Consider the following 11,341-nt stretch of genomic DNA (forward strand, 5'->3'; position numbering starts at 1 on the left):
AAAGGAAAAATCATGACTTTATTATGGATCAATCTTATTGTTGTTTTTATGTGTGCCTTTCTTGCAAGGTATTTTTCCACACAGAAGCTGGCGGCTGAGGCAGTAATACCGATTATTCCAAATAAGCCGCTCATATTTGGCTCGCTTGCTTCATTGGTGGTTATTGCGGGATTGAGGACGAATATTGGAGATACGTATTTCTATAAACACGCCTTCGAAACCAATGATTTTGAGTGGGCAGATGTTGCAGAACAGGAAAATGTCGGTTTTTGGCTCTTGCAAAAAACGCTAAAGCAATTCTCGGAAGATCCGCAGATTTTATTATTTACAACCGCACTTATTACTAATGTTCTTATTGTGTGGATTCTTGCAAAATATTCTAGGATGATCGAGCTCTCCCTCTATGTATACATAACCGGCGGGCTTTTTTTAGTTTCTATGAATGGGATCAGGCAAACCTTGACAGCAGCTATTCTCTTTGCAGCAACCAAATATCTAATTGAAGGCAACATGGTCAGATATTTTATAGTTGTATTGATCGCTTCCACTTTTCATCAGAGCGCTCTTGTTTTGATCCCGATCTATTTTATCGTAAGACTCAGAGCTTGGTCAGTTGCAACGTTTTTGTTAATGGTTATTGGCGTTGCCATCACAGCTGGTTATGAATATTTTTCCGCCTTTTTATTTTCGGCAATAGAAAATACACAATATGGCTATTATTCGGATTTTCAGGAAGGCGGTGCCAGTAAAATTCGTGTAGCTGTTACAGCCGCTCCGCTTCTCATAGCTTATCTTGGCAGGCATAAGTTCAGAAAGATATTCCCGTATAGTGATGTGATTGTCAACATGTCTTTAATGGGATTAGTTTTTATGATTGTATCTACTCAAAATTGGATTTTTGCCAGATTCACGATCTACTTTAACTTGTATCAATTGATTCTTATTTCATGGGTTGTAAAGTTGTTTCATCCTAAAGATCAAAGATTTGTCTATTTTGCTATTTTAGTTTGTTATTTTATTTATTATTTCTATGAAAATGTAACAACATTACAAATAGAATTTAAAAGTGTTTTGGATGAATTTCTGTTATGACCCGGGAGGGGGATAGATGACTGATAAGAAATTGCCTGTTCGGATCTTACACGTTGTGAGTGCAATGGACCGAGGAGGGGCAGAAACATTAATTATGAATATTTACAGAAACATAGACCGTGAAAAAGTTCAATTTGATTTTATATCCCATTCAGCTGGGACGGATGAGTTTGAAAAGGAAATCGAGATGCTGGGCGGTAAGATCTATTATATCCTCAGTCTGGGCCATTCCGGCCCATTATTATATGTGAAAAATGTAATGAAAGTGATGAATATAAACCAATATGCAGCCGTCCATATTCATACTGATTTTCAGGGCGGCTTTCCTGCATTGGCTGCGAAACTATCGGGCATTGAACACCGTATCTGTCATTCTCACAGCAATCACTGGATGAAAAATTCAGCAGCTGCTGTTGCTGTGCTTCCTGTTTTAAGATTAATGATTAAATCTTTTTCTACACAAATATGCAGCTGCAGTCATGACGCAGCTGTTTTTTTGTTTGGAAAAAGAGCAGTGGATAAAGAAAAGGTTCAAATCATAAAAAATGGGATTGACCTTGAACCATATCTTACAAGCTACGGTAAAAAGCTTTCTCTGCATGAGGAATTCAAGCTAGATAAAAGTGTTAAAATTATCGGCCATATAGGACGTTTTTCCAAATATAAAAATCAAATCTATATCCTGTCGATATTAAAGAAATTAAGGGAAAAGGATCAGGCATTTGCCGCTGTATTTGTAGGGGATGGGCCCTTAAAGGTAATAGTAGAGCAGGAGGCGGAAAAGCTGGGTCTCCAAGATTATGTGAGATTTTTAGGAGTCCGAGAAGATGTTCCCAGATTAATGCGAGGATTTGATATTTTTGTGTTTCCGTCCTTGTTTGAGGGATTTGGCATCGTTATGTTGGAAGCCCAATGTTCAGGAGTCCCATGTGTGGCTTCCTCCCAAGTTCCCATAGAAACGGATATGGGACTTGGATTGGCTGAATATATAGACCTCGATGATGGGGTTGAGGCATGGAGTGAGGCTGTACAAAAAAAAATTCAAAATGAAAGACCCAGTAAAATAGACATTGAAAAACGCTTAACTAAAAAGGGATTTCACGTGAAAGCAAGTATTCAAAAGTGGATGAATTTATATGGATTAAAAAGTTATCAAAAGATAAATAGCGAGGAATGGGCAAATGAAGCAAAATCTGTTGATCACATCGTTTGACTTAGCCATAGGAGGTGTGGAAAGGAGCCTGTTAGGCTTGTTACATCATTTGGATTACAGCAAGTATCAGGTAGATGTCATGCTCTTTAAACATGAGGGTGAGTTTATGCCACTCCTCCCCTCAGAACCTACATTATTGGAAGAGGTTCCGGAGTACTCCACTTTCAGAATGTCTATTTTCCAAGCAGTTAAAGCCGGACATTATTCAATTGGAATTGCAAGGTTTTTGGCCAAATATGCGAGTACTATACATGGTCGGATCAAAAATCTTGATGAACCAGGTTATTTAAACATTCAATATGGATGGAAGCTGTCCAATCCATTTTTGCCAAAACTGCATAAACCATACGATGCGGCAATCAGCTTTCTATGGCCGCATTATTTTATTTCCAAGAAAGTTGAAGCCAGGAAAAAGATTGGCTGGATCCATACAGATTACTCCAACATCTACTTAAATAAAAAGCTTGAAAACGAAATGTGGAATGGGCTTGACCATATTGTGGCAGTATCGGATGAGTGTCTACATCATTTCTTAACAAAACATCCTGACTTTAAAGAGAAAGCGAGTGTAATAGAAAATATTCTTTCACCAGAAATAGTAAAACAACAGGCTGCAGAACGAGCAATAGAAATGGAGCAAAAGAATGCGGAGTTTACTCTGTTAACAGTTGGCCGGCTTTCTCATGCCAAAGGACTTGATCTTGCGATAAAGGCGTGTAAGAAACTGGTGGAATGTGGTTTTTCATTTAAATGGTACGTTGTAGGTTTTGGGCCCTTACAGGAGCATTTGGAAAAAACGATTCAAAATGAAGGCCTGCAGGATCATTTTATTTTACTTGGCAAGAAGATAAATCCGTATCCTTATATTCAGTCTTGCGATATATATGTTCAACCATCCAGATATGAAGGGAAAGCAGTAACGATCAGGGAAGCCCAGATACTGGGGAAAGCCGTGGTCATGACTGATTTCCCCACAGCAAATAGCCAAGCGGAAAATGAGGTCGATGCTCTGATACAACCCTTGTCCCCAGAAGGTATAGCCAAGGGGATAGAGCGGCTGTTTACAGACCGACAACTTAAAGAAAGACTTGAAGTAAATGTTACCCATAAAGACTATGGAAACGGTGACGAAACGGAAAAGTTATATAGGCTTATTGGGGGATGAGAAAGGGGGGGGGATGGTGGCCATTTTGGTTACAGGCGGAGCAGGATATATAGGGAGTCATACATGTGTTGAACTACTAAATGCAGGATATGATGTGGTGGTGGTTGACAACTTTTGCAACAGCAATATCGAATCTCTGAAGAGAGTAGAACGAATTTGTGGGAAAAAGTTGAAAGTCTATCGAGTGGATTTGTTGGATGAAGAAAAACTGGCAAGGGTATTCTTAGAAAATACCATTGAAAGTGTCATCCATTTTGCGGGATTGAAAGCAGTGGGGGAATCCGTTCGTATGCCGCTTTCTTACTACCACAAGAATATTACAAGCACAGTGATTTTATGTAAAGTTATGAGTCAATTTAATATAAAACGGCTAGTTTTCAGCTCATCGGCCACTGTTTATGGAATACCTGAAACTTGTCCGATTACAGAAGATTTTCCTAAATATGCTACTAATCCCTATGGACGGACGAAGCTCATGATAGAAGAGCTTTTAAAAGATCTTTATCATTCAGACCATACATGGGGTATTGCATTGCTGCGTTATTTTAACCCAATCGGTGCTCATGAAAGTGGATGGATTGGGGAAGATCCAAAGGGCGTTCCCAATAATTTAATGCCATATATTACACAAGTGGCTGTAGGGAAAAGAGAGATGCTGCAAGTATTTGGAAATCAATATCCGACCAAAGACGGTACCGGCGTTAGAGATTATATTCATGTAGTGGACCTGGCTAAAGGGCATTTAAAAGCACTGGCAAAAATCAATTCAGACGCCGGGGTTCATAGCTTTAATTTGGGTACAGGAAAGGGATACAGTGTCCTTGAATTAGTCAATGCTTTTGAAAGAGTTACAGGCATATCTATACCTTATCAGATTGCTGCCCCGAGAGATGGCGATATTGCCATTTGCTATGCGAGTCCCTTGAAGGCTTATAGGGAACTTGGTTGGTTTGCTGAAAAGTCAATTGATGATATGTGCATGGATTCCTGGAAATGGCAGTCGTTCAATCCCCAGGGTTATAAAGAAGAAACTTCAGCACACCTGAAGGATAGTTGTTTATCGATAGCTAATATGCACAAAGAAAGAGGAGTAAAATGGAAAAGGCCGAGAACAATCAATCCCTGAAAATACAGTGGCTCTTGAAAAAAATGATCATCATAGGGTATAGCGAAAAGAACATACAGGCAGCAGATATGATAGAGGCCATAAAATTGGATCTATTGTCGATGATGAGTAAAGCGGGGGAATTTTGATGGCTGGCTGTGATCAATTTATGAAAAGAGCAATAGATATTGTGGCTGCACTTCTGGCACTTATTTTATTTTCTCCTTTGATGGCTATGATTGGCCTGGTTATAAGAATAAAAATGGGAAAGCCAATTTTTTTTATACAACAGCGTCCGGGCTTTCAAGGCAAACCATTTAATCTATATAAATTTCGGACAATGGCGAGTAACCGGGATGCAAGGGGGCGATTGCTTTCAGATGAGGCTAGGGTTACGCCATTAGGAAATGTTTTAAGGAAATATAGTTTGGATGAACTCCCTCAACTTTTTAATATTTTAAAAGGAGACCTTAGTCTGGTTGGGCCGCGGCCGCTTTTGATGGAGTATCTTCCGTTGTATACGCCCCGCCAGGCAAAACGCCACCAGGTAAAACCAGGCTTAACAGGGTGGGCCCAAATTAATGGCCGGAATACCATCAGCTGGGATGAAAAGTTTGAATTGGATGTATGGTATGTAGAAAATCGTTCCCTCATATTAGACATAAAGATACTAATCAAAACGGTTGAAAAGGTACTTCGTTCGGAGGGAATCAACCAGCCGGGAAAAGCGACTGTGGAGAATTTCAATGGATCAAAGATAACTTCGAAAGAGGGCTGAATATGAAAATAGCTATGATTGGCGGAGGAGGGCACAGTAAGGTTATTCGGGAGCTGATTCATTCTATCAAAGAAGGGGAAATGATTGCCTGTTTAGATGATAAGTATCATGTATTTCAAAAAAGAAAAGATCTGATTTGCGGTCCAATTGAAAAAGCCCGGTACCTGATTCAAATGTATGAAGGTTTAAAGTTTGTTATTGCGATCGGGCATAACAAAACGAGAAAACGGATTGTTGACCAGCTGCAATTTCCAGCGCATTATTATGCTATACTTAAACACCCTACTTCGTGGGTAAGTCCGAGCGCAGAAATAGGATATGGTTCTGTGATTATGGCTCACACGGTTATTAATCCCGATACCAAGATAGGAGAACATACCATTATTAATACGAAATCGGTTGTAGAACATGACAGCCGAATTAGCCAATACGTTCATATTTCTCCAAATGCCACATTAACAGGCGGGGTGAAAATAGGGGAAGGGGCGCATATCGGTGCGGGAGCTACGATTATACCAGGGGTGAAAATTGGAAAGTGGGCTATGATTGGCGCAGGAGCGACTGTCATCCATTCCATTCCTCCAGATTGTACCGCTGTAGGAGTACCTGCAAAAGTGAAGAAAGTACACATGAAAGAAGGTGTATAAATGATCCGTGCAACGAAAAAAGAAAAAATTCACCTTTCCACTCCTCATTTATCAGGCAGTGAATTGGAGTTTGTTCGTGAAGCTTTTGATACAAACTGGGTGGCACCCGTTGGTCCTCATTTGGAAGCATTCGAACGAGAAGCTTCCAATTTCTTAGGTGTAAAGGAGGCTGTTGCTCTGAATTCCGGAACTTCCGCCATCCATTTGGCTCTCGCTTTGTTGGGTGTTAAAAGGGGGGACACCGTCTTTTGCTCTACACTTACATTTATAGCCAGTGCAAACCCTATCTTATACCAAGGAGCCGAACCGGTTTTTATAGATTCTGAACCAGATACGTGGAATATGTCACCTGCTGCGCTCAAGAAGGCCTTGGAAGATGCAGGCCAAAAAGGAAAGCTGCCAAAAGCCGTCATCGTCGTTCACTTATATGGACAAAGCGCCAAAATGGATGAAATCCTATGTCTGTGCAATCAATACGATATTCCTGTTATTGAAGATGCTGCAGAATCATTGGGTTCCCGCTACAAGCAAAAGCCAAGCGGTACTATGGGTAAGTTAGGTATTTTCTCATTTAATGGAAATAAAATCATTACCACCTCAGGTGGCGGAATGCTTGTTTCCAATGACGCTGAAGCGATTAGAAAAGCCAAGTTTTTGGCAACCCAGGCAAAAGATCCTGCTCCCTACTATCAGCACAGCTGCCTGGGGTTCAATTACCGAATGAGCAATGTTTTAGCTGGAATTGGAAGAGCTCAATTAAAGGTTCTGAAGGAAAGAGTGTCAGCAAGAAGAGATATATTCTCTTCTTACTTGCGTGAATTGTCATTTATTCCGGGTATTGAATTTATGCCGGAGCTTGAAGGAACTTTTTCTAACCGCTGGCTTACAGCCATGCTGCTTGATGAAAAGCAAACGGGAATTTCCTCATCCACTCTTATGCGGCTGCTGGCAGAAGCAAATATAGAGGCTCGGCCTGTATGGAAACCCCTTCATTTACAGCCATTGTTTGAGGGGACGTTATTTTACAGCCATGAAGAAATGAATGTTTCTGAATACCTTTTTCGGAATGGGCTTTGTCTTCCATCAGGATCAAATATGAAAGGTGAGAACTTTATGAGGGTGATTCAATTTATAAAGAAGGCGTTGAAGGTAAAAGTATAGAAGTTCATTCTGAAAAAAGAGGTTTTGATTTATGATTGGAAAAAAGATCGGCAGCATTAGAAGAAAAAAAGGACTGTCACTTACGGAACTTGCCCAGCGTGCAAACATATCTAAATCTTATCTGAGTAATATAGAGCGGGACTTGAATCAAAATCCTTCAATTAATATTGTAAAAAATATTGCAGAGGTTCTTGAAGTTGATTTTCAAGAATTAGTAGGTACGGATGTTAATTCCGAACATAAAGATGAGGAATGGGTTCATTTTGTACGTACTTTAAAGGAATCAGGAATTAAAAAAGAAGAAATTAAGGAATATGAAACGTTGATAGAGTTTATCAATTGGAAAAAACAGTCGGGGAAGTAAAAAATAAAAGAAGCAGGCGGTTTACATGACAAAGACAAAGGTAAGTGTCATTGTTCCCATTTATAAAGTAGAAAAGTATATTCATAGGTGTGTGGAAAGCATTATTGGACAGTCTTATTGGAATTTAGATATTATACTGGTGAATGATGGGTCGCCTGACCAGTGTGGGAGTATCATTGAGGAGTATGCAAAAAAAGACAGCCGAATTATCGTGGTCCATAAAGAAAACGGAGGTTTATCGGACGCCAGAAATGCTGGAATGGAATGTGTGACAGGGGACTATGTCATGTTTGTAGACAGTGATGACTGGATTGCAAACAATATGGTGGAGCAATTACTGAATATGATCATTTACTGCAGAGCTGATGTTGTACAATCGGCTTTTTATTATGCCTATAATGATTATTTGCTGTATGACAACCGCTGCTACTCAAAAGATGAATCTCCTATTCTTCACAGTAATCAATCCTTGATGCAGGAATTGCTGAAAAACGAAACAGTGAAAAATTTTGCTTGGGGGAAATTGTATAAAGCATCAATAATCAAAGACATTCCTTTTAAAAAGAATGTTTTATTTGAAGATGTATTTTGGGCTCATCAGGTGATGAAAAGAGTGAAAAATTTTGTCATTATGCATGAACCGCTTTATTACTATTATCAGAGAGAAAACAGCATTGTGTCTAATTATTCGCTTAAAAACTTAGACTTTCTTAAAGGATTGAAAGAACGACACACATTTATTGAACAACATTATAAAGAATTGGCAGATGACTCCTATCGGTCTATTTTAAAAGCGTGCTTGATTCACTACAATTTATTATTTTTAAATAAATCTCAGGATCAGTCAGGGCAATATAAAAATGCTATTAGGGATTATATTATGCAGCATTTTTCATTTTTTCAGGAAGCGGCAAAGTCGGATAAAGAATTAAGGAGGCAATTGGAATTATTTTCCATTCATCCTATGATAAATGTTGCTTTTCTGGGTGCACGAAAATTGGCCCGGCGATTAAAGTTGATTCCGACTGAAGAGGGTTTGGAAAAAGTCAATTTGAGAATCTGATTAAGAGGCGCAAGGAGCTTTTTAAATGGATATAATTAAAAAGTATGGTTGTTTACTTCTGGTTTATATATTTCATTTATTTCCAATCAAGAAGAACAAGGTTTTTCTTTATAGCTATTACGGCAGCCAATATGGATGCAATCCAAAATATATAACAGAGTATATTCTTCAGCAGACACCCAAGGGAAAATATGACCTTGTTTGGGCATTGAATGACTTGAAAAATAGTGATATAAGACATGGGATACGAAAAGTGAAAACCATGTCTATTCGGTATTTCTATGAAATGTGTACCGCAAAAGTAATTATTACTAATTTCAGAACTACAGATTTTTTTATAAAAAGAAAAAATCAATATTATATACAAACATGGCACAGCTCACTGCGGCTAAAGCGAATAGAAAAGGATGCAATAAAGTATCTGCCAAAGCAATATGTGGAGATGGCCAAAAAGGATTCCGGCAAATGCGATTTGTTGCTCTCGGGATGTGGTTACAGCACAGAAATTTTTAGAAGGTCTTTTTGGTATGATGGCGAGATTTTTACACATGGTACTCCTAGAAATGATGTGTTTTTTCAGAAAGGAATTGTAGATAAAGATAAATTGCTTTACCAATTAAATATTGAGCGGGGCACCAAGATTGTGCTTTATGCACCTACATACAGAAAAAATAATGATTTAACGGTTTACAACTTGGATTATAAAGCACTTGTCAAAGCTTTAAAAAAGAAGTTTGGCGGAAACTGGATATGTTTAATCAAGTTGCATCCTCATTTGCTGCCTTATTCCCAGCAGCTCAGATCTGCTGCTGGTGATGTCAAGGATGTAACAAGTTTTCATGATATTCAGCAACTATTATATATAACTGATTTTTTAATTACTGATTATTCATCACTTATGTTTGATTATTCTATAACTAATAAACCCTGTTATTTGTATGTCCCTGATGAAATGGAATACATGAAAAAGGAACGCGAATTATATTTTAAACTATCAGAAATCCCTTTCATTAAGGCATACAGCAATCAAGATCTTTCTGAAAAAATACAGCAGCTAGACTTGGTTCAATATCAAAAATCTCTCAAAAGCTTCCATCATCGGATAGGTTCATACGAAACTGGGAGAGCATGCGAAAAATTGTTAAACAGAATAGAGGAAATTTGCTTTGAAGAATCTGGGAGGGATACTGTTGAAGCAATATAAAATTGGTTATACCACAGGAGTGTTTGATCTGTTTCATGTCGGTCACTTAAATATTTTAAAGAATGCAAAAGAACAATGTGACTATCTTATTGTGGGTGTAAGCACGGATGAATTAGTTCAGAGTTATAAAAATAAACTGCCGGTTATTCCATTTCATGATCGTCTAGCGATTGTCGAAGGAATTAAATATGTAGATTTAGTGCTGCCTCAAATGAATAGAGACAAGTTTGCCGCATGGGAAGACCTGCAATTTCATGCTATGTTTGTTGGGGATGACTGGAAAGGTGATCCGCTTTTTAATGAAGCAGAAAAAAAGTTTAACGGTGTAGGTGTAGATATAGTGTATCTTCCCTATACAAAAAGAATTTCTTCTACACTGGTGAAGGAGAAAATCCGGCTTAAAGAAACGGTGCAGTCGTATGAAGCCAGCTATTAGCATTATTGTCCCTGTTCATAATGTGGAGTTGTATTTGGACAGTTGTTTAAAAAGCATTTTAGGTCAAACCCTGGAAGATTTTGAAGTCATTTTAATCAATAATGGCTCAACCGACAGCAGCGGTTTAATTTGTGATGCATATTCGCAGAAGGATAAGAGAGTAAAGGTTAAGCATTTGAATTTCGCTGGAGTCAGTGAGGCCAGAAATCTGGGTGTTGACCTAGCCCAGGGAGAATACATTGGGTTTGTAGATGCTGACGACAGAATTGAAAAAGACATGTATTATAATTTGCTAAAACTTTGCAGACAAACGGACAGTGATGTTGGTATTTGCCAATTAGGCAGAGAAATTGACGGTAAATTAATTAATGAGAAGCGCGATTCATTTGTGTTAGAACTGGAAAAGTTAGAAGCATTAAAAGAACTTTTTAAAGGAATATTATATAGATTTTCCCTATGTAATAAATTATTTAAGAAAAATTGCTTTCATCAAGTGAAATTTCCTGAAGGCAGAATACATGAAGATCTAGCCACAACCTATAAGCTTTTTTCAAACGCAAATAGAGCGGTATATACAAATGAGATCGGATATATCTACATTAAACGTACGGGGAGCATTTTAACGGCGGCATACAATGAGAGGCGGTTGGATGCTTTCATTGGATGGGATGAAATTTTGCAATACATGACGAAGCACTATCCGAGTATTTCCAAAGAATGTTTTTTAGGATTTGCTTATACATGTATAGATCATATGAACTATATAATCACTCAAGTTCATTCACCTATGGATCAAAAAAAGTATCTCTCTTTTATTCGATGTTATATAAGAAAGTACCTTTGGCAAATCTTAAAAAACAAAACTTTACCTCCTAAACAGCTTTATTTATTGACTGTGCTAAATGTTCATGTGGATGCTGCGGTTTTGTCCTTAAAGATAAAAAATAATTTATTAAGTGAAGGTTGAGTTTTTAGTTATTCAAGTGAAAGGTAATGTCAAAAGTTCTATGAAAACTCACTAGATTTCTATCAGTGGTTGGGTGGTTAACTCACGCAATCGCCCTTGACAAACACGCCAATGGTTTAGGTTGTGAATAACAAGGGCGAAGGGAA

General features: G+C 38.2%; 13 protein-coding genes. All 13 read left to right on the forward strand.

Features of this window, described 5'->3' with window-relative positions; genetic code table 11:
• Positions 1–12 precede the first annotated feature (12 nt).
• The 13 genes from ACFSCZ_RS14815 to ACFSCZ_RS14875 are packed head-to-tail and all read left to right on the forward strand — an operon-like array spanning position 13 to position 11,195.
• Positions 13–1,092 carry an EpsG family protein gene (locus tag ACFSCZ_RS14815; RefSeq protein WP_380774881.1) on the forward strand — a complete coding sequence of 360 codons (1,080 nt, stop codon included), beginning with the start codon at positions 13–15 and terminating at the stop codon, positions 1,090–1,092.
• 16 nt (positions 1,093–1,108) lie between these two features.
• Entirely contained in the window at positions 1,109–2,305 is a 1,197-nt protein-coding gene (locus ACFSCZ_RS14820) for a glycosyltransferase family 1 protein (protein WP_380774882.1), read from the forward strand.
• Complete coding sequence (locus tag ACFSCZ_RS14825; RefSeq protein WP_380774883.1) at positions 2,274–3,470, forward strand: glycosyltransferase; 1,197 nt, start codon at positions 2,274–2,276, stop codon at positions 3,468–3,470. Before ACFSCZ_RS14820 ends, ACFSCZ_RS14825 begins: the two co-directional genes overlap by 32 nt.
• A gap of 16 nt (positions 3,471–3,486) precedes the next feature.
• Entirely contained in the window at positions 3,487–4,596 is a 1,110-nt protein-coding gene (gene galE / locus ACFSCZ_RS14830) for a UDP-glucose 4-epimerase GalE (protein ID WP_380774884.1), read from the forward strand.
• A complete protein-coding gene (locus ACFSCZ_RS14835; protein WP_380774885.1) occupies positions 4,566–4,724 on the forward strand; it encodes a hypothetical protein in 159 nt (52 codons plus the stop codon). The genes galE and ACFSCZ_RS14835 overlap by 31 nt, the downstream gene beginning before the upstream one ends.
• Positions 4,725–4,744: 20 nt before the next feature.
• Entirely contained in the window at positions 4,745–5,353 is a 609-nt protein-coding gene (locus tag ACFSCZ_RS14840) for a sugar transferase (RefSeq protein WP_380774893.1), read from the forward strand.
• Positions 5,354–5,355: 2 nt separating this feature from the next.
• Positions 5,356–6,000 (forward strand): acetyltransferase, encoded by a 645-nt coding sequence (locus ACFSCZ_RS14845; protein WP_380774886.1) that lies wholly within the window; start codon positions 5,356–5,358, stop codon positions 5,998–6,000.
• Positions 6,001–7,161 carry an aminotransferase class I/II-fold pyridoxal phosphate-dependent enzyme gene (locus ACFSCZ_RS14850; protein WP_380774887.1) on the forward strand — a complete coding sequence of 387 codons (1,161 nt, stop codon included), beginning with the start codon at positions 6,001–6,003 and terminating at the stop codon, positions 7,159–7,161.
• A 31-nt stretch (positions 7,162–7,192) separates the two neighbouring features.
• The gene (locus tag ACFSCZ_RS14855) at positions 7,193–7,525 is read left to right on the forward strand and encodes a helix-turn-helix domain-containing protein (protein WP_380774888.1); all 333 of its coding nucleotides are present in this window, start codon (positions 7,193–7,195) and stop codon (positions 7,523–7,525) included.
• 25 nt (positions 7,526–7,550) lie between these two features.
• Positions 7,551–8,588: a glycosyltransferase family 2 protein gene (locus ACFSCZ_RS14860; protein WP_380774889.1), complete on the forward strand. Its 1,038-nt coding sequence runs from the start codon at positions 7,551–7,553 to the stop codon at positions 8,586–8,588.
• Between the two features lie 25 nt (positions 8,589–8,613).
• On the forward strand, positions 8,614–9,792 hold the full coding sequence (locus ACFSCZ_RS14865) for a CDP-glycerol glycerophosphotransferase family protein (protein ID WP_380774890.1): 1,179 nt from the start codon (positions 8,614–8,616) through the stop codon (positions 9,790–9,792).
• The gene (locus ACFSCZ_RS14870) at positions 9,779–10,228 is read left to right on the forward strand and encodes an FAD synthase family protein (RefSeq protein ID WP_380774891.1); all 450 of its coding nucleotides are present in this window, start codon (positions 9,779–9,781) and stop codon (positions 10,226–10,228) included. Before ACFSCZ_RS14865 ends, ACFSCZ_RS14870 begins: the two co-directional genes overlap by 14 nt.
• Positions 10,212–11,195, forward strand: coding sequence for a glycosyltransferase (locus tag ACFSCZ_RS14875; RefSeq protein ID WP_380774892.1), 984 nt, complete (start codon positions 10,212–10,214; stop codon positions 11,193–11,195). The genes ACFSCZ_RS14870 and ACFSCZ_RS14875 overlap by 17 nt, the downstream gene beginning before the upstream one ends.
• Positions 11,196–11,341 lie beyond the last annotated feature (146 nt).

It is taken from the genome of Siminovitchia sediminis, assembly GCF_042680885.1.
In the GTDB taxonomy this organism is placed as follows: domain Bacteria; phylum Bacillota; class Bacilli; order Bacillales; family Bacillaceae_C; genus Siminovitchia; species Siminovitchia sediminis.

Excerpts from the sequence above, each read along its gene's own strand:
- ACFSCZ_RS14835 (WP_380774885.1), top strand. The coding sequence starts at position 4,566 with ATGGAAAAGGCCGAGAACAATCAATCCCTGAAAATACAGTGGCTCTTG.
- ACFSCZ_RS14865 (WP_380774890.1), top strand. The coding sequence starts at position 8,614 with ATGGATATAATTAAAAAGTATGGTTGTTTACTTCTGGTTTATATATTT.
- ACFSCZ_RS14825 (WP_380774883.1), top strand. The coding sequence starts at position 2,274 with ATGAAGCAAAATCTGTTGATCACATCGTTTGACTTAGCCATAGGAGGT.
- ACFSCZ_RS14850 (WP_380774887.1), top strand. The coding sequence starts at position 6,001 with ATGATCCGTGCAACGAAAAAAGAAAAAATTCACCTTTCCACTCCTCAT.
- ACFSCZ_RS14845 (WP_380774886.1), top strand. The coding sequence starts at position 5,356 with ATGAAAATAGCTATGATTGGCGGAGGAGGGCACAGTAAGGTTATTCGG.
- ACFSCZ_RS14855 (WP_380774888.1), top strand. The coding sequence starts at position 7,193 with ATGATTGGAAAAAAGATCGGCAGCATTAGAAGAAAAAAAGGACTGTCA.
- ACFSCZ_RS14860 (WP_380774889.1), top strand. The coding sequence starts at position 7,551 with ATGACAAAGACAAAGGTAAGTGTCATTGTTCCCATTTATAAAGTAGAA.
- ACFSCZ_RS14815 (WP_380774881.1), top strand. The coding sequence starts at position 13 with ATGACTTTATTATGGATCAATCTTATTGTTGTTTTTATGTGTGCCTTT.
- ACFSCZ_RS14820 (WP_380774882.1), top strand. The coding sequence starts at position 1,109 with ATGACTGATAAGAAATTGCCTGTTCGGATCTTACACGTTGTGAGTGCA.
- ACFSCZ_RS14840 (WP_380774893.1), top strand. The coding sequence starts at position 4,745 with ATGAAAAGAGCAATAGATATTGTGGCTGCACTTCTGGCACTTATTTTA.
- ACFSCZ_RS14875 (WP_380774892.1), top strand. The coding sequence starts at position 10,212 with ATGAAGCCAGCTATTAGCATTATTGTCCCTGTTCATAATGTGGAGTTG.